This is a genomic window from Solemya velesiana gill symbiont (genome assembly GCF_002020805.1).
Classification (GTDB): domain Bacteria; phylum Pseudomonadota; class Gammaproteobacteria; order Chromatiales; family Chromatiaceae; genus Sedimenticola_A.
Genome location: NZ_MPRJ01000041.1, coordinates 1 through 22205, shown reverse-complemented (window position 1 = coordinate 22205; position 22205 = coordinate 1). Strand labels below are relative to the sequence as shown.

Here is a 22205-nt window from a genome sequence, read left to right as displayed (position 1 = left end):
ATACATCTTCGTTTCCAAATGAATTTTTTGTAATGCCCAATCATCTCGATATAGCACACGCTACCCTGCTCGAACCTGCCTCACTCAAGGAACACGACCTCGACCAGGTAATGGACCAACTGCTGGCCAATCAAATCGATGCCGCAGACGTCTATTTTCAGGCTGGCCGGCTGGAATCATGGGTGCTGGAAGAGGGCATAATCCGCGAAGGCTCATACAACGTAGAACAGGGCGTGGGGGTAAGAGCGATCAGCGGTGAAAAGACAGGCTTCGCCTACTCCGACGAGATCGAACTGCCTGCACTGCTGGAAGCGGCCAAAACCGCCCGGGCCATTGCCCGAAGCGGTCAACAGGGAAAAATCCGGATTACCCGTCAGCCCAACAAGCAGGGGCTCTACGAACCCATCAATCCCCTGGCCACGCTCAGCGAAGAGGACAAGGTGATCCTGCTTCGACATCTCGACGAGGAAGCAAGAAAACAGGACCCGCGGGTACAACAGGTCACGGTCAGCCTGGTGGCGGCCCACGATGTCGTACTGGTTGCCGCCAGCGACGGTACACTCAACGCCGATGTGCGCCCCCTGGTGCGTTGCAACGTCCATGTCATCGTCGAAGAGAACGGACGGCGGGAGCAAGGCTCAAGCGGTGGTGGCGCCCGCCAGGCATTCCAGTTCTTTCTGGATGAAGAGCGCGCCCTCGGCTATGCCCGCGAGGCCGTACGCCAGGCCCTGGTCAACCTTGAGGCCCAACCGGCCCCTGCCGGCGCCATACCCGTTGTACTGGGGTCCGGCTGGCCGGGGGTACTGCTACACGAAGCTGTCGGACACGGCCTGGAAGGCGACTTCAACCGAAAAGGCACATCCGCATTCACCGGACGTATTGGTGAAAGAGTTGCTGCAGCAGGTTGCACCGTCGTGGACGACGGGACCCTTGCCGGCAGGCGCGGCTCACTCAATATCGACGACGAAGGCACCCCGACACAGCAAACCGTACTCATCGAGAACGGCATACTCAAAGGCTATATGCAGGACAAGCACAACGCGCACCTGATGGGCACTTCGTCCACCGGCAACGGGCGACGGGAATCCTATGCACACCTCCCCATGCCACGCATGACAAACACCTACATGCTCCCCGGAGAGCACGAGCCAGAGGAGATAATCGCCTCGGTAAACAATGGCCTGTATGCCGTCAACTTCGGCGGCGGGCAGGTGGACATCACCTCGGGGAAGTTCGTTTTCTCTGCCAGTGAAGCCTACCTGATCGAGAATGGAAAGGTCACCATACCGGTGAAAGGCGCCACCCTGATCGGCAATGGTCCCGATGTACTCACCCGAGTCAGCATGATCGGTAACGACCTGGAACTCGACAGCGGTGTCGGCACCTGCGGCAAGGAGGGACAGAGTGTACCCGTGGGCGTTGGCCAACCGACACTCAAGGTCGACGAACTCACCGTCGGCGGAACCAGCGCCTGATATCCACAATCACCCCAAGATCACAATGACAGAAACCAGCGATATCACAAGCCGCCAGGCAAAGCTCTCCCAGATAGTCGAAGACCTGTTGAAGGAGGCGAAAAAGCAGGGGGCAAGCGCCGCCGAAGCCGGCATCAGCAAAGACTCGGGCCTCTCCGTCAACGTGCGGATGGGTGATGTAGAGACCATCGAGCACACTCGTGACCAGGGCCTGGGCATCAGCGTCTATTTTGGCAAGCGTAAGGGCTCTGCCAGCACCTCTGACCTGAGCCCGGGCGCGATTCGGGATACGGTCAAGGCCGCCTGCAATATCGCACGCTATACCAACGAGAATGAATGCACCGGCCTCGCGGATGCAGAACTGATGGCCAGTGAAATCCCGGACCTGGATCTGCATCATCCCTGGAACATTACCGCCGAAGAGGCGATCGAACAGGGGATCCGTTGCGAGTCAGCCGCCCGTCAACTCGACAAACACATCACCAACTCCGACGGCGCCAGTGTAAACAGCCACAACGGACTCCAGGTGTACGGCAACAGCCACGGCTTTATCGGCGGCTACCCCAGCAGCCGCCACAGCATCAGCTGTGCGGTGATCGGCAAAGAGGGCGATACCATGCAGCGGGACTACTGGTACACCGCCAGCCGGATCGCCGATGAGATGGAGTCCGCAGAGACCGTCGGGACCAAGGCAGGCGAGCGTACCCTGGCCCGCCTGGGCGCCAGAAAACTCTCCACCCGTGAAGCCCCGATCATCTTTCAGGCCGAGGTCGCGGTGGGCCTGCTGCGCAGCCTGATCAGTGCGATCCGTGGCGGCGCACTCTACCGCAAGGCATCTTTCCTGCTCGACCACTTGGGCGAGCAGATATTTCCTGACTTCGTACGGATTCACGAAAACCCACTGCTCGCCCGCGGCCTGGGCAGTGCCCCCTTCGACGGCGAGGGCGTTGCCACCACGGCCAAGGATATCGTTCGTGACGGCGTTCTGCAGACCTACATCCTGGACAGCTATTCAGCCCGTAAACTCGATATGCGGATCACTGGCAACGCGGGCGGGGTACGTAACCTGGCCATCGAGCCAGGGAGTCTCGACCTGGCCGGCCTCTGCCAGGAGATGGGTGAGGGTCTCCTGGTCACCGAGATGATGGGACACGGAATAAACATGGTGACCGGCGACTACTCACGGGGTGCTTCGGGCTTCTGGGTGTCCAATGGCGAAATACAGTACCCCGTGGAGGAGATTACCATTGCGAGCAACCTCAAACAGATGTTTGAACAGTTGGTCACAGTCGGTATGGACGAAGAGCGCCGCGGCAGTACCCGCACAGGTTCCTGGCTGATCGAGAACATGACGATCGCCGGGGACTGACAACACGCCAGACCATAAAAAAAGGGGCCTTCCGGCCCCTTTTTTTATTCTTAAGTAAAACTAACGCTTCTTCGACGCCTTCTTCTTGGTAGCCGCCTTTTTCTTCGGTGCGACCTTCTTCTTGGCTGCCACTTTCTTCTTCGGAGCCGCTTTCTTGGCTACCGCTTTCTTCTTCGTAGCCGCTTTCTTGGCCACTACCTTTTTCTTCGGAGCCTACCACCTTTTTCTTCGGGGCCGCTTTCTTGGCTACCACCTTTTTCTTCGGGGCCGCTTTCTTGGCTACCACCTTTTTCTTCGGGGCCGCTTTCTTGGCCACTACTTTCTTCTTCGGAGCCGCCTTCTTGGCTACCACTTTCTTCTTCGGGGCCGCCTTCTTGGCTACCGCTTTCTTCTTCGGGGCCGCCTTCTTGGCTACCGCTTTCTTCTTCGGCGCTGCTTTCTTTTTCGCCTTCTCCTTCTTTGGAGCCTCTTTTTTCTTTGCCTCTGCCGCTTTAGCTGCCGGTTTCTCCTCGGTCACTGGTATTTCAGTCACAGGCTCTGCAGGCGCTTCTTTCACAGGAGCGGGGGCAGCCTCTGGGGCTTCATCCACCACCTGGCACAATTCACGAAAGACCACATCATCATCGGCTTCGGCGGAGATCAGGTGTATCTTCCCCTGCAGCTTGTAGTATTGGCTAAGAGACTGAAACTGGCTCTCATAGGCCCGCATACGGTTGGCAATGGTCTCTTCATTGTCATCTGAGCGCCGGCGTACTCTGCCGCCACAATCGTCACAGGCGCCCTCCACCCTAGGGGGCACAGAAAAGATATTGTAGGTACGACCGCAGGACTGGCAGACGCGACGTCCCTCGAGACGCTCCATGAAGTGATCCGGATCGCCATCCAACACCATCACCAGGTCCAGGGGCAGGGAGAGCTCCTCCAGTACTTCATCCAGGGCAACCGCCTGTGCAGCCCCCCGGGGGAAACCCACCAGCAGAAAACCCTTCGAGACGTCCGCCTGAGCCAGCCGCCACTTGAGCATATCGCCTGTAGAAATCCTGGGAATTCCGTAATGTGCAGAAAGTTTACTTGCCTGGGTCCCTTTTCCGGAGCCTGGGGCTCCCAATAGCACCAATCTCATGGTCGATCCTACCCATCCCTCAAATGATCGTTATTATTAATGCGAGTTTCCGCCGCCACTTCTAGCACTTAATTCATTGTTTTTTATTATGAATTAGGAATATGCATAGCGTCATCCAACAAATGCATTGGTCGCTGTCTGAGCGATACAGTAATCTCAGATTTCCTGTAAAGTCAATGCCCTAGGTAAAATCAGCAGTACCGAACCTGCCCGATTATGACCTCTGTAGGAGTGAATACACCCTCCTGCCATGAAAGCTTCACTGAATTAGGCTATCCTTGAGCGCCTTTGACCGGATTACTGAAACAAATAGGTACCAAATTCCGGATACCAAAGAGAGTGAAACCTGGGAAACCAGCACCACCCTCAGGGAGCGCCACGACAAAGATATGGAACTGCAGATTGCAGATGCCGGGAACCCGAACAACCGCTACCCGTTCCACAACCCCAGTAACGGCAGCTTGGAACCGGTGCAAACGAATATACCGATATAACCGAGTGCGTTGTAACGCTGCTCCAGAGCATGGCCGAATGCGAGGCCAGGGAGCGGGGTGACCTCTAAGCACGATGTCACCGACAGGCTTTTCACATACTTAACGACATATTCAGGAATAACAAAGAGAGAGGAAGGAAAGTAGTTATGAGCAAGAAGAATGCTTTCTACGCACAGTCCGGCGGCGTAACCGCCGTTATCAATGCATCTGCCTGCGGCGTCATCGAGACCGCCCGTAAGCACGGCGATGAAATCGGCACCGTTTACGCTGGTCGCAATGGCATTATCGGCGCCCTGACCGAAGACCTGATCGATACCTCGGCCGAATCCGATGCCGACATTGCAGCACTCAAGAGCACCCCCTCCGGCGGCTTCGGTTCCTGCCGTTTCAAGCTGAAGAGCCTGGAGGACAACAGGCGCGAGTATGAGCGCCTGATCGAGGTCTTCAAGGCCCACGACATCGGCTACTTCTTCTACAACGGCGGTGGCGACTCAGCAGACACCTGCTACAAGGTCTCCCAGCTCTCCGAGAAGATGGGCTTTCCCGTCCAGGCCATCCACGTACCCAAGACCGTGGACAACGACCTGCCGATCACCGATAACTGCCCCGGTTTCGGCTCCGTAGCCAAGTACATCGCCGTCTCCACCCTGGAGGCCTCCTTCGACGTACGCTCCATGGCCGCTACCTCCACCAAGATCTTCGTTATCGAGGTGATGGGTCGCCACGCCGGCTGGATCGCCGCTGCCGGCGCCCTGATCGAGGACTACGGCATTCCCGTGCTCACCCTGTTCCCCGAGGTCGAATTCGACCAGGAGAAATTCCTGGCAGCCGTTGACACCAAGGTCAAGGAGCACGGTTACTGCACCATCGTGGTTTCAGAGGGCTGCCACTGGCCTGACGGCACATTCCTGGCCGAGCAGGGCACCCGCGACTCCTTCGGCCATGCCCAGTTGGGCGGTGCGGCTCCCGTCGTGGCCAACATGATCAAGGACGCCCTGGGCTACAAGTTCCACTGGGCGGTTGCCGACTACCTGCAGCGTGCCGCACGTCACCTCTCTTCCGAGTCCGACGTTGAGCAGGCCTATGCCCTGGGCCAGGCTGCCGTGGAGAAGGCACTGGAAGGCAAGAACTCCATCATGCCCACCGTGGTGCGCGAGTCCTCCAATCCCTATAAGTGGAGCATCGGAGAGGCGCCCCTGAGCGAGGTGGCCAACGTGGAGAAGATGATGCCCATGGACTTCATCTCCGACGACGGCTACGGCATCACCGACAAGTGCAAGGAGTACCTCTACCCCCTGATCAAGGGTGAGGCTTACCCCGAGTACGACGACAACGGCATGCCCAAGTACGTTACTCTGAAGCTTCAGGGCGTACCCAAGAAGCTGGATAAATTCGAGCTCTGATTACAAGCCGAAGTACCGAAAAGGGGGCCTTGCGCCCCTTTTTTGGGTACCGATAAGCACAAGTTATGGACACCCGGGACATCTGCCGGTATCTTAGCCTCCAAGTTACACTTGGGAGGTCGGTAAACCACCGGCCTTTTTCCGTTTTATAAGGCGAAAAAGAGATGAATCTAGACAGAGTCAGTTCAGGCAAGAACATTCCCAACGAGATCAACGTAATCATCGAGATTCCTGCCAACTCCGATCCGGTGAAATACGAGCTGGACAAGGACACCGGCGCCATGTTCGTGGACCGCTTCATGTCAACTGCAATGCACTACCCCTGCAACTATGGCTATGTGCCTCATACCCTGTCGAAGGATGGCGATCCCGTGGACGTGCTGGTGCTCACCCCCTACCCGCTGATCTCTGGCTCCGTGATCTCCTGTCGCCCCGTGGGCGTGCTGAAGATGACCGACGAGTCCGGCGATGACGCCAAGGTGCTGGCCGTTCCCATCGACAAGCTTTGCAAAACCTACCGTTCGACCCAGGCCTTCCGCGATCTGCCCGGCGAGGTACTCAACCGCATCTCCCACTTCTTCGAGCACTACAAGGATCTGGACGAAGGGAAATGGGTGCGTGTCGACGGCTGGTACGGTATCGATGAGGCGAAGCAGGAGATCCTGGACAGCGTCCAGATGTACCAGGACGCCCCGGAAAAACCCAATTTCTAAACAGCAGTACCCGGAGGGTGCGGCACCTGTCACACCTCGAAACCATGAAAGTTTGCATCCTCTCCGACAGCCACGACCATATTCCCCTGCTCGATTTTGCCGCAGCGGAAGCCAAGCAGCGGGGCGCAGAAGCGATTCTCCACTGCGGCGACGTCGTGGCTCCCAGTACCCTGAAATGCCTCAACAAGCACGGTCTGCCTGTGCATGTGATTCACGGCAACAACACGGGTGACCTCTACACCCTGGGCAAGCTGATCACCCAGCCCGGCAACATGGTCGAGTACCATGGGATGGACGCAGGGGTCGAACTGGCGGGAAAACGCATCTTCCTGGTCCACTATCCCCACTACGCCCGGGCCATGGCGACCACCGGCGACTGGGATCTGGTCTGCTGCGGACACAGTCACAAGACTACGATCACCGAGATTCCCAACATAAAGGGCGGTAAGACCCCCCTGGTCGATCCAGGCACCGCAGGTGGCGTCGGCACCTCGCCAGCCACCTACATCATGGCGGACCTGGAGACCATGGAATTCGAGATCTTCGAGATACCCAAGAGCATCGAGCAGCCGCAGCAGACAGCCTAGGTGGAGTAGACGATGAGCGATCTGACCCATTTCAACAAATCCGGCGATGCCCACATGGTGGATGTCGGCGCCAAGGACGACACCCACCGGGTAGCCATCACCGAAGGCCGCATCAAGATGCTGCCGGAGACCCTCGAACTGATCATGCAGGGTGGCCACAAAAAGGGGGATGTACTGGGTATCGCCCGGGTGGCCGGGATCATGGCGGCCAAGAAGACATCGGAACTTGTCCCGCTATGCCACCCTCTCTACATCACCCATGTCAATATCGACCTGACCCCGGAGCCCGAGAGTGCCAGCGTCTACTGCCAGACCCGGGTAGAAATACGAGGCCAGACAGGCGCGGAGATGGAGGCCCTGTGCGCCACCCAGGTAGCGCTGCTGACCATCCACGACATGTGCAAGGCGGTGGACCGGGGCATGTGCATAGACCAGGTGCAGCTGCTGGAGAAGGACGGCGGGAAGTCAGGCCACTGGAAGCGATGAATCCCTTCTATCACCAGGCCCGTTTTCTCGTCAGTGCAGCCAAACTCGATCAGTCCCCTCCGGACGAGGGAATCGAGGTCGCCTTCGCCGGACGCTCCAACGCCGGTAAATCAAGTGCCATCAATACCCTATGCCAGCAGCGCAGCCTGGCCCGGACCAGTAAGACCCCGGGCCGCACCCAGTTGCTGAACTTCTTCGCCCTGGATGACGAACGTCGGCTGGTTGACCTGCCGGGCTACGGCTACGCCAAGGTGGCAGAGAAGATCAAGCTGCAGTGGCAGAAGGAACTGGCGGCCTACCTGGAGAAACGCCAGTCGCTGCGTGGCGTGATTCTGCTGGTAGACGTACGCCACCCTCTCAAGGAGTTCGACCGCCAAATGCTGGAGTGGAGCGCCCAGATCGGCTTGCCGGCCCACATCCTGTTGACCAAGGCCGACAAGCTCAAGCACGGCGCCGCCTCCAAGGCGCTTCTGCAGATCAGGAAGGCAATCGCACCCTTCGGTGACCAGGCGACCGTTCAGCTCTTCTCATCTCTCAAGCGCCAGGGCGTGGACCAGGCTCACGCTGTACTGGACAGCTGGTTTCAGCTGTAAGAGAAGTAATATAATTCCTGTTTTTTGGTAAAAAAGATCCCGACACCCAAGGGGGAGCGGGGTTGTCGGGACCGGATTGCCTGGCTTGGGAGCCAGGCTCAGGATCGCACGGGGATTAGCGATCCATGACGTCAGCTGACGTTATAAAGTATGACTCCCGTTATCAGTAAAGGTTCCCTACCAAAATTGTAGGAAAAAAGTCACCATCCCGAAGCCCCTGGGAATTTCCTGATTTACCTGCTGATACGCAGGATAAACAGCGGGAAACGAGAACCGTCACGCATGCCCGCAGCTGCGATTGATCCCGCCATGGATAACCTGTTAAAGCGCCGCGAATTGGCTAATGCGCCTCGTCCCAGTTATCACCGACTCCCACATTCACCACCAGCGGTACCTTCAGCTCCGCTGCTGATTCCATGCACGACCTGATCCGCCCGCAGGCCTCATCCAGCACATCCTCCTGCACCTCGAACACCAGTTCGTCGTGTACCTGCATGATCATGCGCACCGGCGGATTTTCACTTTCAATCCAGGCATCCACGGCGAGCATCGCCCGCTTGATGATGTCCGATGCGGTTCCCTGCATCGGTGCGTTGATTGCGGTACGCTCTGCTGCGGCCTGGCGCATCTTGTTGCGTGCATTGATCTCCGGCAGATAGAGTCGACGGCCGAACATCGTCTCCACGTAGCCCTGCTCCTGGGCCTCGGCACGGATGCGGTCCATGTACGCCTTGACCCCCGGATATCGCTCAAAATAGAGGTCCACGTACTCCTGGGCAGCACCCCGCTCGATTCCCAGTTGCTTGGCTAGGCCAAAGGCAGACATACCGTAGATCAAGCCGAAGTTAATCGCCTTGGCAGAGCGACGCTGCTCGCCTGCCACCTGTTCCGGTGATGCGGCACCAAACACCTCTGCAGCCGTGGCGCGATGGATGTCCAGCCCCTGGGAAAAAGCGCTCTGCAGCCCCTCGTCACTGGACAGGTGGGCCATGATGCGCAACTCGATCTGGGAGTAATCCGCTGCCACAATCCGGTAGCCCTCCTCCGGGATGAAAGCCTGCCGGATGCGCCGCCCCTCTTCCGTGCGCACGGGTATGTTCTGCAGATTTGGATCCGATGAACTCAACCGACCGGTAGCGGCTACCGCCTGGTGGTAAGAGGTATGCACCCGCCCGCTGCGCAAATCCACCATCAGGGGCAGCTTGTCGGTATAGGTGGACTTGAGCTTTGAAAGCCCGCGGTGCTGCAGAATCACCAATGGCAGCTCATAGCCCTGGTCCGCCAGCTCCTGGAGCACCGATTCTGCAGTGGAGGGCGCGCCCTTGGGTGTCTTGGCGATCACCGGAAGCTTCAGCTCCTCGAAGAATATCTGCCCGATCTGCTTGGGCGACCCCAGGCTGAACTGGTGCCCCGCAATACCATAAGCCTGCTGCTCCAGCTCGTGCATCCTTTGGGCCAGCTCCCTGCTCTGCTGTTCCAGCATGGCGCTGTCGATGTGCACTCCCGTCCGTTCGAGCCGCGACAACACTGGCACCAGGGGCATTTCCAGGGATTGAAACAGCGCCTGAAGCGACGACTCCCTCTCTACCTGGGGCCAGAGGGCTTCATGCAACCGAAGCGTGATATCGGCATCTTCCGCGGCGTAGGGCCCTGCCTGCTCCAGGGGCACCTGGTCGAAAGTGACCTGCTTGGCCCCCTTGCCCGCTACATCCTCAAACTTGATGGTCTGGTGCCCAAGGTAGTTCTGGGCAAGGGAGTCCATATCGTGGCGGGTGGCCGTGGAGTTGGCGACATAGGACTCCAGCATGGTATCGAAGGCCACACCCAGCATCTCGATACCATAGCGGGCCAGCACGCTCATATCGTACTTCAGGTTCTGCCCCACCTTTGGTTTGTCCGGATCCTCCAACAGTGGCTTCAAACGCAGCAGTACCTCGTCACGGCCCAGTTGCTCCGGCGCACCCGGATAGACATGGGCCACGGGCACGTAAGCTGCTTCTCCCGCCTCTACACTGAAAGAGACACCCACCAGTTCAGCCTGCATGTAGTCCAGGCTGGTGGTCTCGGTATCGAACGCAAACCGTTCGGCTTTGCCCAGGCGTTCCAGCCAGCCATCGAAATCACCCCGGGTCAGCACCGTTTCATACCGGCTTTCGATCTCAACGGCCTCTGGCTGTACCTCCTCTGCAGCCCCCTCACCCAGGGTCTCCAGCAGACGTCTCGCCTCGATCCGGCCATAGAGACGTTTCAACGCTACAGTGTCTGCGGAGGCCGGCTTCAGATCCCCGGGCGTTTGTTCCAGTTCTAGGTCACAGCGAATCCGCGTCAGTTCACGGGAGAGGGCAAGCTGCTCCAGGTTGTCGCGCAGATACTCGCCCACTTTGCCCTTAACCTGGCCTGCATTTTCCACCAGGTTATCCAGGTTGCCGTATTCCCCCAGCCATTTGGTTGCAGTCTTCGGTCCGCACTTGGGCACCCCAGGGATGTTGTCCGAGGAGTCCCCCACCAGCGCCAGGTAATCGATGATCTGATCCGGCCTTACGCCGAACTTGGTTACCACGCCGTCGTGATCCATCAGGGCGTTGTTCATGGTGTTGATCAGGGTGACGTGGTCGTCCACCAACTGGGCAAGATCCTTGTCGCCTGTAGAGATGAGGGTCTGCATCCCCTCCCGTGAAGCTTGTGTGGCCAGGGTCCCGATCACGTCGTCCGCCTCCACGCCGGGGACCATCAGCAGCGGCAGCCCCATCGCCTTGACGATGGCATGCAGCGGCTCTATCTGCTCCCGCAGGTCATCGGGCATGGGCGGCCGGTTGGCCTTGTACTGGTCGTACATCTCGTTGCGGAAACTTCCCCCCGGGGCATCGAACACAACCGCCATGTGCTCGGGTCCGTATTCATCGATCAGTTTCCGCAGCATGTTGACCACACCGACGATGGCGCCCGTGGCCTCGCCCTTGGAATTGGTCAATGGCGGAAGGGCATGGTAGGCGCGAAACAGGTAGGAGGAGCCATCCACCAGGATAAAGGGTTTTTCAGCACTCATAATGTCTATCTGGTTTTTTTGAATTGCGTTGGCAGGATACCCCAACTGCTGCCTGTAAACACTACACGAATACTCCGTGTTGGCCCTCAATTCCATCAAACAATTATTTCCTGCCATAATGAGGAAAGTAATGGATGACTTACAGGCCAACCTGGGAGGATGGGTTTCTATAGAATGGGGCCAGCACTCAGTAAATTAAGGCAAACAGCGCCGCTGGCACTTCCGCCCTGGCTCAGCTACGGCTTGCTCTATTTCCTGTGCGCGAGATTGAGCGGTCAACTGCCAGTGCTGGATACCAGCGTCTCACCCCTCTGGTTTGCTGCAGGTATCGCTGTGGCCGGCATGATAAAGCACGGCTACGGCATCTGGTGGGCGATCCTTACCGCGAGTCTCCTGGACTCATTGCTCAGCGGACTGCCATGGCCGGCCGCATTGGGCATGGCACTACCGGGCACAGCAGAAGCCATAATCGGCTGCTGGCTGATCACCCGATTCACCCATGCGGACACCCTGCTGACGACAACCCGATCCACCGTACAGTTCATTCTGCTCTGTGTATTGCTTGCACCCGTTAGCGGGGCTTTACTTGGAACCATGGCTCTCTGGGCAAGCGGGATGATCGACGAGGCTTCAGCGCTGTCCAACTTCCTGACCTGGTGGTCCGGAGATGCTGCCGGGGTCCTTCTGATCGCACCCCTGGCACTGACCTGGAAACTGAAACTGGACGCGCTCTCTCCCCTCGAGTATTTCGAGTTGTTGATACTGGGTTTCGCCACGATTGTGGTATTTCACTATGTCTTCGGCAGCGGATTGCCTGACCACCTGCACAACTATCCCCTGACCTTCGTACCACTGCCTCTATTGGTATGGGCCATCTTCCGCTTTGGGCACCCGGTGACCATGAGTGCGCTTATCGCCCTGGCAGTGCTTTCGATTCTCGGTACTTCGGAGGGTTTTGGCGCTTTCTCCCGTGGCAACGTTCAAGAGTCCCTGGTACTCCTGCAGATCTATATCGGCATCATGGGCATCACGACGTTGATCGCCAAGGGCGCCATAGAGGAGAGACAATACATCCAAGGCCAACTGGCCCTGGCGGGACAGGTGATCGACAATTCACCGGATGCTGTCATCGTAACCAATGCCGACGGCACCATCATCTCTGCCAATCCGGCCTTTTACAAACACACCGGCTATTCCAAGGAGGAGATAGAGGGACAACCTATAGGCATTATGAAATCCGGCCATCACGACAAGCATTTCTATGCCAACATGCTGGATCAAATCAAGACCCTGGGGGCATGGCAGGGAGAGATCTGGAATCGACAGAAAAATGGCGAAGTGCTTCCCGAGTGGCTGAGCATCTCGGCCATGCGCTCCATTGACGACCTTATCACCAACTACATCGGTGTTTATTCGGACATTGCCAGGCAGAAGCAGATCCAGGAACGCATTCATCGCCTGGCCTACTACGACCTGTTGACCGGCCTACCCAACAGACAGCTGTTCCACGACCGCCTGGAGCAGGCAGTCAACTATGCGGGACGCTACGACCACCACATGGCGCTCTTGCTCATGGACCTGGACAGGTTCAAGAACATCAACGATACCCTCGGCCATGCTGTTGGCGACAAGGTGCTTGGGCATGTCGCGGAGCGCCTACAGGGCTGCCTGCGCAGCGTCGACACCCTTGGCAGAATGGGTGGCGACGAATTCCTCATTATCCTTCAGGAGCTGAAAGAGGATTTCGACACGGTACTGGTGGGGGAAAAAATCATCCGGGCATTCACCGACCCCCTGCAAATAGATGGCCATGAACTGTTTCTCACTCCCAGCATAGGTATAGCCCTCTATCCTCGAGATGGCGATAACTCATCGGATCTTCTGAAGCATGCCGACGCCGCCATGTATCGCGCCAAGTCACTCGGCGGAAACAATTTCCAATTTTTCTCAACGGAGATGATCGAACCTTTCCGCTGGAATCTTGCGGTGGAAAATGCCCTGCGCCACGGCGCAGAGCAGAACAGCATACAGCTGTTCTACCAACCCCAGTTCGATCTGCAGACAGGCGCCATCATCGGTCTCGAGGCGCTCTCACGCTGGGAGCATCCGGATTTGGGCGTTGTTCCACCCGAAAACTTCATCAAGGTGGCAGAGAACACCGGCCTGATACACAAGCTGGGACTGCAGTCTCTCCACAACGCATGTCAGCAACTGGAAACCTGGGAACAGGCAGGCATCAAAGGCCTGACCCTTGCGGTCAATGTCTCCTCCATACAACTGAAACAGCGTGACTTTATCGATAAAGTCGCACAAATCATCGAAAGCACCCGCATCGAGCACAACAGCCTGGAACTGGAGATCACCGAGTCCAGCCTGATGGAAAACGCCGAATTCATGGAGATGGCACTACAGGAACTCTCCGCTCTTGGTTTGCAGATCGCGGTTGATGATTTCGGTACCGGTTATTCATCCCTGAACTACTTGAAAAAGTTCCCCATCGATCGACTCAAGATCGATAAATCCTTCATTGACGACATTCCTGGCAGCAGCAATGACGCCGCCATCTGCTGCGCTATCGTTGCCCTTGGGCACAGTTTGAATCTCCGGGTACTAGCAGAGGGCGTGGAGAACAAACAACAGATGGAGTTTCTGCGCAAGGAGAATTGCGACGAAATGCAGGGCTACCTGCTGAGTAAACCCGTTAGTGGAAAAGAGGTGATCGAGATGATCCGCCAGGAGTTCTGGCACACATCGCCTTCAAACATCACTTCATCAAAACAGCAGGAGTGATGAGACAACGCCTAATCTTCGAAATAGGTGTAACCGTGCAGACCGGCCTCCAGTTCGCGAAACAGTGCCTGTGACTCATCCCGGCCAACACCCGCATCCGCCAGCTTGCGCTTGTAGTTCGCCAGCAGCCGCTCCGGTGCGAAATGCACATAGCGCAGCAGTTCATCAACCGAGTCACCTCTTTCCGACTGGGTAAGTCGATATCCCCCCTTGCCGTCGAGTTCAAGATTCACCGCATCGGCATCCCCAAACAGGTTGTGCATGTCGCCGAGAATCTCCTGGTATGCGCCGACCAGAAAAATACCCATCAGGTAAGGCTCTCCCGGCGTTAGTTCATGTACAGGAAGGGTGGACTCGATACCATCGCGGTCCACGTATTGGCCGATATAGCCATCCGAGTCACAGGTAAGATCATGCAGAACACCACTACGCATCGGCTGTTCATTCAGGCGGTGCAGGGGCATCACGGGAAAAATCTGGTCAATGGCCCAGACATCCGGCAACGATTGGAAGAGGGAGAAATTCATGAACAGTCGGTCCGCCAGCTTCTCCCTCAGGGTATCGAGCAGTTCCCGGTCGCGGCGGGACTCCGCACGCAAACGCGGTATCAGTTTGCGGCATACTCCGTAGAACAGCCCCTCGACCATGGAGCGCTGCTCCAGGGAGAGTTCACCGTGATGGAAAAGCTCCCTCGCCTCCCCGAGACCGTGCTCCGCCTCCTGGTATACCTCGGAGGGCGAATGGATGGCTGCCGTCTCGAGCTGGTGCTTCATGGTGTTGAGCACCTCAGGTACATCGGCGTCCAGTTCGATCTCATCGATACCCGCTGGAGCCAGCTCGAAATCGATGACATTGACCATCAGCATGGCATGGTGCGCTGTCAGCGCACGGCCGGATTCACTGAAAATATCCGGGCAGGGCAAGGCCTGTTCGTCACAAATGCGACTCAGGGCCTTGACCACTTCCCTGGCGTAAGCCCCTGGACCATAGTTCATGGAGCAGAAATGGCGGGTGGCCGTACCCTCGTAATCGACACCCAGCCCCCCGCCAACATCAACCACCTGGATATCGGCGCCGAGCAGCCGCAGTTCTCCGTAGAAACGGGCCACTTCATCCATGCACTGGCGAATATCCCGCAGGTTGGGTATCTGGGAGCCAATGTGTGAATGAAGCAGTTGGAGCCGGTCAAGCTTATCCTCTGATTTCAACTGCTCCACGAGCGCCAGCAACTGGCCGGCCGTGAGACCGAACTTGGCCTTCTCTCCCCCGCTGTCCTGCCAATTACCAACTGCAGCAACCGATACCCTGATTCTTACCCCCAGCAGCGGTTCCACGCCCAAATCCCTGGACTCCTGGAGCACCATGGCCAGCTCGGAGAGCTTTTCAATTACGATATAGACGCGATGCCCCAGCCGCAGGCCAATCAGGGCGAGCCGGACATACTCTCGGTCCTTGTAACCGTTGCAGACTATTACACCGCCTGGAAGAGACTGCCCCAGCACGGCCATCAACTCCGGCTTGCTGCCGGCTTCAAGCCCCACGCAGCCCCTCCCCTTTGCAAGGATCTCTTCCACCACGCTGCGTTGCTGATTCACCTTGACGGGATATACAGCGGTATATCGCCCCTGGTAGGAGAACTCTTCAAAGGCCTCGGAAAAACTGCTGCAAAGCGCAGCAACACGATCATGCAGGATATCGGTAAACCGCACCAGCACGGGCAGGCTGAGGCCGCTCTGGCGCACCTCGCTGGCCAGTTGGTAGAGATCGATCTGGGCATCTCCCTTGCGATCAGGGCGAACCGTCACATGACCATCGGGATTGATCCCGAAATAGCCACCACCCCAACGGCTAATGCCGTAGTCCTGCATGACCGGCTGGATATCTGCTTTCATCGAGGGCCCTGTGTAGATAGATGAACTGCCAGGGGCGCATTATGTTCGATTTGTGTGGCCCAGGAAAAGAGTTATCGGCCCCGTACGGGAAGACAGATAGGGTCAGCGATCAGACCTATGAGACAAACCCATACTTCCCCGACTCATACAGGCATGAGAAAGCAACAATCAGTTGCACCGGTGCTTGACTGCCCGCCTGGCATTCTCGATCTCTTTTTCCCGCTCACTGTTGGAAAGAAAGCGACGGCTGCCGTCAACCATCGGCTCATAGAGTGCCGACTGTTCGTAATTTTTCAGGATATCCCTGGCATAGGCACAACGTGTAGCGCGCGCCTTCTTTTCAGCTGCCGCTTCTGTTTGCGATCTGCATTAATAGCCGCTTCATCACGCCCGGACTGAGAGGCCGGCGTCTGCTCACGGATATCCACCTCCTGGGCCTCGCTCACTGGCGGACGATCATCAAAATGCACCCGCCCGTTCTCATCCACCCATCGATAGACACCCGCTGATACCTGGGCGACGATAAAAAAACGAACAACATGCCAAGCCAATGGCCGAACGCATATATCTGTAAACAAGTGCTCTCATGCCATCCTCATTCGAATCCGAACTTCCCTTGAGGATCTGTTCTCGTTCCGTCGGCAATCCACTCCTGGTTTCGACCTTCATTCTTCGCGCTGTACAAGGCCCGGTCGGTACAATCGATAAACTTATTGAGACCCTCCCCCTGTTGTCGAATTGCCGTTCCCACGCTCACCGTCACCTGTAGCTCATGGAGCGGCTCCGCATAGGACATATCCCCGATCTGCTGACGCATCCGCTCAGCAATGCCAATAATATCAAGTGCAGGCTCGCCAACCACGAACAACCCAAACTCCTCTCCACCCAGGCGTACCGGAAGATCCCCGGCACGGGCAGGGGAACGTATGGTCTCCGCTACACGCACCAGTACATGATCCCCCTGCACATGCCCATAGCTGTCATTGACCTGCTTGAAATGATCCAGGTCGATAAGGGCCAACGCGATTGGGGTACTGTCACTCCTATCGTGGATCTCCAGCAACCGGTGAAGGGTATCCTCCATGTACAGCCTGTTGAACAGGCCTGTCAGGGGGTCACGAATAGAGCGTTCATAAAGCACCTGCCGCTCCAGGTCGACACTACGATAGACCGTCTCCCGCTCAACGGCGACCTGCAGCGCAGACACCATCTGCTCAATTATCCGTTCGATCTCCTTGTTTGGCATCACGGGCCTTCCCAGATAGATCACGGCAACGCCGAAGACCCAGTCATCCTCTGGCTTGAACAGAGGCAACAGCATGCCGTGCCTGTCGGCATGCTCCCTCTCGTTGATATCCAGCAGATCGAAACTGCCACTGTAGAGATTCAACCATTCATCACGATTAATGCCGAACATCCGAGATACGAACCACGGCGGCTCTTTCAGTGACCCCCTGTAGTGACTGTCCGGCGCGAGATGCCAAACCTGGTCGCCATCGAGTTGCGCGTGAAACTCAAGGCGTGTTGCAGGGAGTATACGCTTGGCGATTTCCAGCATGTTTTCCGCGATCTCCTTGAAGTCCCTGGAGACGATCATGGTGGAAGAGATATCCCTCAAGGTGGCATTGAACATCGACAAGCGCTCGATATCCGTACTTCCCCTGGCCAGGAGATAGAGACCACAGTCCATTTTCCTCAATGTGTTGATGCAATACTCCACCAACCCTCCTCGAATGATACTGCCGTGCTGGGGAGCAATGGTTTCGATCGGATACTCCTGAATTCGGGTCAGGGCAAACCCCATTACCTCCCTGCTGGGAATGTAGTGTTCATGAAAGAGTCGCATCGATTCCGCATAGGATTCACTCTCCGCAAACAGTTCGAACTCTTCGTTTATCCCGCCAAACAGGTCGCTGGAAAAAAGCACTTTAGAGATGTTGTCGAATATACAGAAAGCACCTGCAAAGTGGGCATAGGGCGTAAAAACAAAACGCAGCTCCCGGTCTTCGAGCTGCAGAGACCACTCGTTCTCCTCGATATGCCAGAAAGGAATGTCCAACTCCTCGATATGCCAGAAAGGAATGTCCAATCCATAGTGCTTGATCAATACTGCCGCCCGGCCATGGGTCACCACGACCGCATATTCACGCTCTAGCCGCGCGTCTATTTCTGGTAGCGCAGCGGTGATATCGGGATCCTGGTGATGACAGACAAAGTAGCGGATGTGCGAAAACGGGATGATCTCTTCTATTTTGCGCAGGGTTTGATCGAATGTAATCGGCGAACCGGGATCGATCAGTACCGATTGGTCTCCCTGCTCAATCAGGTATGCATGACTCTGGAAATGGTCATCCGGAATAGTATACCCCACCCACCAGACACGCTCCGTAATCTCAACGGCATGAGAACTGTCGACCTGAGCCTGAGGAATCCTGGACCTCATACACTCCTTTCCTTGAGAGAGGTGGCCCTATACGACCGAGACTTGGATATTCGAGCAGTAGTGAATATTAACCGGAATACTCTACCACGCGCATTGTAGCTATTGTGATTTCACAGGAAAACCAAGCTCAATCGTTGGTTAATCCCCCAGAAGCGCATCTTTTTCGCTCCGCCCAACCTGACCTTTGGGCTTGACGCTCTCGAAATCGGGATGGCAGACCCGGTCCCTGCCCTGCGCCTTGGCCTGGTAGAGAAATGCGTCGGTCTCTTCGACAAACTGGGCGGGGGTGATTGTTGAATGCCGCAGATACACATTGACTCCAAAGCTGGCGGTAACCTGTAATTCACAACCATCGAGTGCAACAGGGGTCTCAGACAGGCTTATACGAAGCCGCTCTGCCACGTGGACAGCCCTTGCCAGGGGAGTGCCGGGAAGAATCAATGCAAACTCCTCACCACCACAACGGCAGGGTATGTCCACTCGACGCAATACCTGGGTGATGAGCTCACCGGACTGGCGCAACACCCGATTACCGGACTCATGGCCCCAGCGGTCGCTCACCTGTTTGAAGTGATCCAGATCCATCATCACCAGGGAGGTGGGCCGGCCGCTGCGGCGGGTACGCTCCAACTCCTGCTCGAGGACCATGGAAAAGTGACGGAAATTAAACAGGCCGGTCAATGTATCGGTATGCACCAGCCTGGAGAGTTCATCGATACGGCTGCGCAACACCGACAATCCATCGATGTGGCCACATATCTCCTCGCCTACAGGGCACTCCGGTTTGCTGCTGTTATCCGTCATTCCATTCCGTACTGTAATTTTACCAAGAGATTCTACGGAGAATCGGCAACAATCACATCCATTCGCCCGCGGCATACGACCGCCATGGATGGCGGAAGTGCAGGAAATGCATGGAGCAATTTCCTGTCCGTACATCCTGTACATAAAAACGGGCGCCGAAGCGCCCGTTTCGTTCTTACATCAATGTGATGTGCTATGCACCGGAACCACGTGAGCCGGTGAACTCGGGATAGGCCTCCAGGCCACACTCGCCGATATCCACACCCTCGTACTCCTCTTCTTCGGATACGCGGATCCCCATCACAGCCTTGATTACCAGCCAGACGATGAAGCTCGCAGCGAAGGTCCAGGCCAGGATCACGACCAGGCCGGTGATCTGTGTGCCGAAGGTAGCGTCGCCGTTGGAGAAGGGTACTGCCAGCAGACCCCACATACCGACCACACCGTGTACGGAGATGGCACCAACCGGATCATCGATCTTCAGCTTATCCATGGTAATGATGGAGAAAACCACGATGATGCCGCCGATCACACCGACAATGGTTGCCCAAAGTGCACTGGGAGCAAGAGGCTCAGCGGTGATGGCAACCAGGCCAGCGAGGGCACCGTTCAGGGCCATGGTCAGATCAGCCTTGCCGAACACCAGACGGGCAGTCAGCAGGGCGGCAATCACACCACCGGCAGCCGCCATGTTGGTGTTGACGAACACCATGGCAACAGCATTGGCCTCACCCACATCGGAGATCTTCAACTCGGAACCACCGTTGAAGCCGAACCAGCCCAACCAGAGGATGAACATACCCAGGGTAGCCAGCGGCATGTTGGCACCAGGGATAGCGCGTACTTCACCATTGGGACCGTACTTGCCTTTACGTGCGCCCAACAGGATCACACCGGCGAGGGCCGCTGCGGCACCACAGAGGTGAACCACACCGGAACCGGCGAAGTCCTGGAAGCCCATGGCGTCGAGGAAACCACCACCCCACTTCCAGTAGCCCTGGATCGGGTAGATCAGACCGGTCATGAAAACAGCGAAGACCAGGAAGCTCCACAGCTTCATACGCTCAGCCACGGCACCAGAGACGATGGACATGGCGGTAGCCACGAACACGACCTGGAAGAAGAAATCTGCCATGCCAGAGTAGTAAGGCGCATCGTCACCACCGGCCAGAACGGCTTCAACGGTATTGTCGCCACCCAGCAGGAAGGAGATACCAGGCCAGATGCTGCTTACAGCATCACCGGGATACATGATGTTGTAGCCCATCAGCATATACATGATGCATGCAATAGCGAACAGGGATACGTTCTTGGTAAGAATTTCAGCGGTGTTCTTCGCACGGACCAGACCGGCCTCGAGCATGGCAAAACCCGCTGCCATCCACATTACAAGCGCGCCGGATACCAGAAAATAAAAGGTATCGAGCGCATAACTCAACTGCGTTAAATCTTCCACGATAGTTACCTCCAGGTAAGGTTTCAGTTACACGCTCAGAGCGCTTCGATGCCGGTCTCGCCCGTGCGGATACGTACCACCTGGGTGAGGTCATAGACAAAAATCTTTCCGTCGCCAATCTTGCCGGTCTGTGCGGCGCCGCTGACTGCCTCGATCGCTTGATCAACCCGGGTGTCGTCCACCGCGATCTCAACCTTGATCTTTGGCAGAAAGTCCACCACGTATTCAGCTCCACGATAGAGCTCGGTGTGACCTTTCTGCCGTCCAAAGCCCTTGACCTCAACCACGGTGATTCCGGAAACACCGATTTCTGACAGTGCTTCGCGGACATCGTCGAGCTTGAAGGGCTTGATGACTGCTGCAACCATTTTCATTACGTTTTCTCCTAGTCAGGGAAGTGATCACGCCGGACCCTTCCACGCTCTCGTTTCTGTTTGCACACATGTGCGGTCGTAAACAATTCAGCTCACTGCCCCTGGTTTGCAAATCCCGCGCCAAAGACATATTTTTCATTAAATACAGATGGTTATGATATTTCCACCCGTTTATCACAAAATCCTGATGCACCAACCGAAGTGCACCAGCTTTGTCCTGCACCAAAAATGCACTCAATTGGTGCATTTTTGGTGCACCTGCCAATGGAACACAGCTGGACATAAGCGCGTCCCGCCGCTATCTTGCCCATCATGATTGATCCGAAACTGTTAGATGACCTGGCCAAGCGTATGGCCGGCAGCGTCCCCACCGGCCTGCAGTTCCTGCAGGACGATCTGCAACGCAACTTCAGAAGCACCCTGGAAGCAGGGCTCTCTCACCTGGAACTGGTGACACGGGAAGAGTTCGATGTGCAGAGTGCAGTATTGGCCCGCACCCGTGAAAAGCTTGAAGCCCTGGAGCGCCAGGTCGCCGAGCTGGAAAAAAACCAGGACAACGACTAACCCCTAAACCAACACCAAGGAAGGTGCAGATGTCTCTCGCCGTTGTACACAGCCGCGCACAATCAGGAATTAATGCCCTATCCGTCGTTGTCGAAGTACACCTGGCTAACGGCCTGCCAGCTCTCTCCATCGTCAGCCTTCCGGAGTTGGCAGTGCGTGAGAGCAAAGACCGCGTCAGAGGCGCACTGCTCAACTCACGCTTCGAATTTCCTGCCCGCCGCATCACCATAAACCTGGCACCGGCAGATCTTCCGAAAGAGAGAGGGGGGGGCGATTCGACCTGGCCATTGCCATAGGTATCCTGGCAGCATCCGGACAGCTACCCGTGGAAGCACTCGGCCGTTACGAGTTCCTGGGCGAACTGGCGCTCTCAGGCACCCTTCGACCGATCCGGGGTGTGCTGCCTGGCCGCCCTGGCCGCCCGAAAGGAGGGGCGCACAGCCTGTTACCATTATGACCCATTGTTCTTCTATTAATACAATGCGTTATCAATATTGTGAAGTTGAGTGCCTGAAGCGGTAACTATCATTACCGGTTTCAATAATGTGGCAGTGATGGGTCAGCCGGTCCAGCAATGCAGTGGTCAGCTTTGG

The 22205-nt window shown here is 56.8% G+C and carries 18 protein-coding genes and 2 pseudogenes; 11 read left to right on the top strand and 9 right to left on the bottom strand.

Going from position 1 to position 22205, the window contains the following annotated elements; translation table 11 throughout:
• The first annotated feature begins 32 nt into the window (after nt 1-32).
• Together tldD and pmbA are read left to right on the top strand one after the other, a co-directional pair.
• On the top strand, nt 33-1475 hold the full coding sequence (gene tldD / locus BOW53_RS07455; protein WP_078487220.1) for a metalloprotease TldD: 1443 nt from the start codon (nt 33-35) through the stop codon (nt 1473-1475).
• A gap of 25 nt (nt 1476-1500) precedes the next feature.
• Nucleotides 1501-2844, top strand: coding sequence for a metalloprotease PmbA (gene pmbA / locus BOW53_RS07450; RefSeq protein ID WP_135607041.1), 1344 nt, complete (start codon nt 1501-1503; stop codon nt 2842-2844).
• Between the two features lie 574 nt (nt 2845-3418).
• Here pmbA and BOW53_RS13900 read toward each other — a convergent pair.
• Nucleotides 3419-3967: pseudogene (locus BOW53_RS13900) on the bottom strand (adenylate kinase family protein); the annotation flags it as partial.
• 278 nt (nt 3968-4245) lie between these two features.
• On the opposite strand from BOW53_RS13900, the gene BOW53_RS07440 reads away from it, so the two are divergent.
• The 6 genes from BOW53_RS07440 to yihA all read left to right on the top strand — a co-directional run bounded on the left by BOW53_RS07440 (nt 4246) and on the right by yihA (nt 8243).
• Nucleotides 4246-4461: a hypothetical protein gene (locus tag BOW53_RS07440; RefSeq protein ID WP_078487218.1), complete on the top strand. Its 216-nt coding sequence runs from the start codon at nt 4246-4248 to the stop codon at nt 4459-4461.
• A gap of 146 nt (nt 4462-4607) precedes the next feature.
• Nucleotides 4608-5864, top strand: a complete 1257-nt coding sequence (locus BOW53_RS07435; protein ID WP_078487217.1) for a 6-phosphofructokinase — start codon at nt 4608-4610, stop codon at nt 5862-5864.
• Nucleotides 5865-6028: 164 nt separating this feature from the next.
• A complete protein-coding gene (gene ppa, locus BOW53_RS07430; protein WP_078487215.1) occupies nt 6029-6577 on the top strand; it encodes an inorganic diphosphatase in 549 nt (182 codons plus the stop codon).
• Nucleotides 6578-6621: 44 nt separating this feature from the next.
• Nucleotides 6622-7164 carry a metallophosphoesterase family protein gene (locus BOW53_RS07425; RefSeq protein WP_078487213.1) on the top strand — a complete coding sequence of 181 codons (543 nt, stop codon included), beginning with the start codon at nt 6622-6624 and terminating at the stop codon, nt 7162-7164.
• 12 nt (nt 7165-7176) lie between these two features.
• Nucleotides 7177-7650 (top strand): cyclic pyranopterin monophosphate synthase MoaC, encoded by a 474-nt coding sequence (gene moaC, locus BOW53_RS07420; RefSeq protein WP_078487211.1) that lies wholly within the window; start codon nt 7177-7179, stop codon nt 7648-7650.
• Nucleotides 7647-8243, top strand: coding sequence for a ribosome biogenesis GTP-binding protein YihA/YsxC (gene yihA, locus BOW53_RS07415; RefSeq protein WP_078487209.1), 597 nt, complete (start codon nt 7647-7649; stop codon nt 8241-8243). The genes moaC and yihA overlap by 4 nt, the downstream gene beginning before the upstream one ends.
• Nucleotides 8244-8583: 340 nt before the next feature.
• Here yihA and polA read toward each other — a convergent pair whose 3' ends face one another.
• Nucleotides 8584-11289: a DNA polymerase I gene (gene polA, locus BOW53_RS07410; protein ID WP_078487207.1), complete on the bottom strand. Its 2706-nt coding sequence runs from the start codon at nt 11287-11289 to the stop codon at nt 8584-8586.
• A 174-nt stretch (nt 11290-11463) separates the two neighbouring features.
• On the opposite strand from polA, the gene BOW53_RS07405 reads away from it, so the two are divergent.
• The gene (locus tag BOW53_RS07405) at nt 11464-14079 is read left to right on the top strand and encodes a bifunctional diguanylate cyclase/phosphodiesterase (RefSeq protein WP_172838818.1); all 2616 of its coding nucleotides are present in this window, start codon (nt 11464-11466) and stop codon (nt 14077-14079) included.
• An 11-nt stretch (nt 14080-14090) separates the two neighbouring features.
• Here BOW53_RS07405 and speA read toward each other — a convergent pair whose 3' ends face one another.
• The 6 genes from speA to BOW53_RS07375 all read right to left on the bottom strand — a co-directional run bounded on the left by speA (nt 14091) and on the right by BOW53_RS07375 (nt 21048).
• A complete protein-coding gene (speA, locus tag BOW53_RS07400; RefSeq protein ID WP_078487203.1) occupies nt 14091-15971 on the bottom strand; it encodes a biosynthetic arginine decarboxylase in 1881 nt (626 codons plus the stop codon).
• Nucleotides 15972-16264: 293 nt separating this feature from the next.
• On the bottom strand, nt 16265-16522 hold the full coding sequence (locus BOW53_RS07395; protein WP_245832038.1) for a DUF4124 domain-containing protein: 258 nt from the start codon (nt 16520-16522) through the stop codon (nt 16265-16267).
• 44 nt (nt 16523-16566) lie between these two features.
• Entirely contained in the window at nt 16567-18414 is a 1848-nt protein-coding gene (locus tag BOW53_RS07390) for an oxygen-binding di-iron domain-containing protein (RefSeq protein WP_078487202.1), read from the bottom strand.
• Nucleotides 18415-18552: 138 nt separating this feature from the next.
• Nucleotides 18553-19218: a GGDEF domain-containing protein gene (locus tag BOW53_RS07385; protein ID WP_172838817.1), complete on the bottom strand. Its 666-nt coding sequence runs from the start codon at nt 19216-19218 to the stop codon at nt 18553-18555.
• A gap of 193 nt (nt 19219-19411) precedes the next feature.
• Nucleotides 19412-20674 carry an ammonium transporter gene (locus BOW53_RS07380; RefSeq protein WP_078487198.1) on the bottom strand — a complete coding sequence of 421 codons (1263 nt, stop codon included), beginning with the start codon at nt 20672-20674 and terminating at the stop codon, nt 19412-19414.
• A 35-nt stretch (nt 20675-20709) separates the two neighbouring features.
• The gene (locus tag BOW53_RS07375; protein ID WP_078487196.1) at nt 20710-21048 is read right to left on the bottom strand and encodes a P-II family nitrogen regulator; all 339 of its coding nucleotides are present in this window, start codon (nt 21046-21048) and stop codon (nt 20710-20712) included.
• Nucleotides 21049-21360: 312 nt separating this feature from the next.
• Here BOW53_RS07375 and ubiK point away from each other — a divergent pair, with 312 nt between their 5' ends.
• Nucleotides 21361-21612, top strand: a complete 252-nt coding sequence (gene ubiK, locus BOW53_RS07370; protein WP_078487239.1) for a ubiquinone biosynthesis accessory factor UbiK — start codon at nt 21361-21363, stop codon at nt 21610-21612.
• 29 nt (nt 21613-21641) lie between these two features.
• Nucleotides 21642-22049 (top strand): annotated as a pseudogene (locus BOW53_RS07365) (magnesium chelatase domain-containing protein); the annotation flags it as partial.
• Between the two features lie 51 nt (nt 22050-22100).
• Here the strand turns inward: BOW53_RS07365 and BOW53_RS12920 are convergent.
• On the bottom strand, nt 22101-22205 hold a 105-nt coding region (locus BOW53_RS12920; protein ID WP_216641093.1), incomplete at its 5' end, for an ATP-binding protein.

Coding starts and splice junctions, on each gene's coding strand:
- tldD (WP_078487220.1), top strand. CDS start 33: ATGCCCAATCATCTCGATATAGCACACGCTACCCTGCTCGAACCTGCC.
- pmbA (WP_135607041.1), top strand. CDS start 1,501: ATGACAGAAACCAGCGATATCACAAGCCGCCAGGCAAAGCTCTCCCAG.
- BOW53_RS07435 (WP_078487217.1), top strand. CDS start 4,608: ATGAGCAAGAAGAATGCTTTCTACGCACAGTCCGGCGGCGTAACCGCC.
- ppa (WP_078487215.1), top strand. CDS start 6,029: ATGAATCTAGACAGAGTCAGTTCAGGCAAGAACATTCCCAACGAGATC.
- BOW53_RS07425 (WP_078487213.1), top strand. CDS start 6,622: ATGAAAGTTTGCATCCTCTCCGACAGCCACGACCATATTCCCCTGCTC.
- moaC (WP_078487211.1), top strand. CDS start 7,177: ATGAGCGATCTGACCCATTTCAACAAATCCGGCGATGCCCACATGGTG.
- yihA (WP_078487209.1), top strand. CDS start 7,647: ATGAATCCCTTCTATCACCAGGCCCGTTTTCTCGTCAGTGCAGCCAAA.
- polA (WP_078487207.1), bottom strand. CDS start 11,289: ATGAGTGCTGAAAAACCCTTTATCCTGGTGGATGGCTCCTCCTACCTG.
- BOW53_RS07405 (WP_172838818.1), top strand. CDS start 11,464: ATGGGGCCAGCACTCAGTAAATTAAGGCAAACAGCGCCGCTGGCACTT.
- speA (WP_078487203.1), bottom strand. CDS start 15,971: ATGAAAGCAGATATCCAGCCGGTCATGCAGGACTACGGCATTAGCCGT.
- BOW53_RS07390 (WP_078487202.1), bottom strand. CDS start 18,414: ATGAGGTCCAGGATTCCTCAGGCTCAGGTCGACAGTTCTCATGCCGTT.
- BOW53_RS07385 (WP_172838817.1), bottom strand. CDS start 19,218: ATGACGGATAACAGCAGCAAACCGGAGTGCCCTGTAGGCGAGGAGATA.
- BOW53_RS07375 (WP_078487196.1), bottom strand. CDS start 21,048: ATGAAAATGGTTGCAGCAGTCATCAAGCCCTTCAAGCTCGACGATGTC.
- ubiK (WP_078487239.1), top strand. CDS start 21,361: ATGATTGATCCGAAACTGTTAGATGACCTGGCCAAGCGTATGGCCGGC.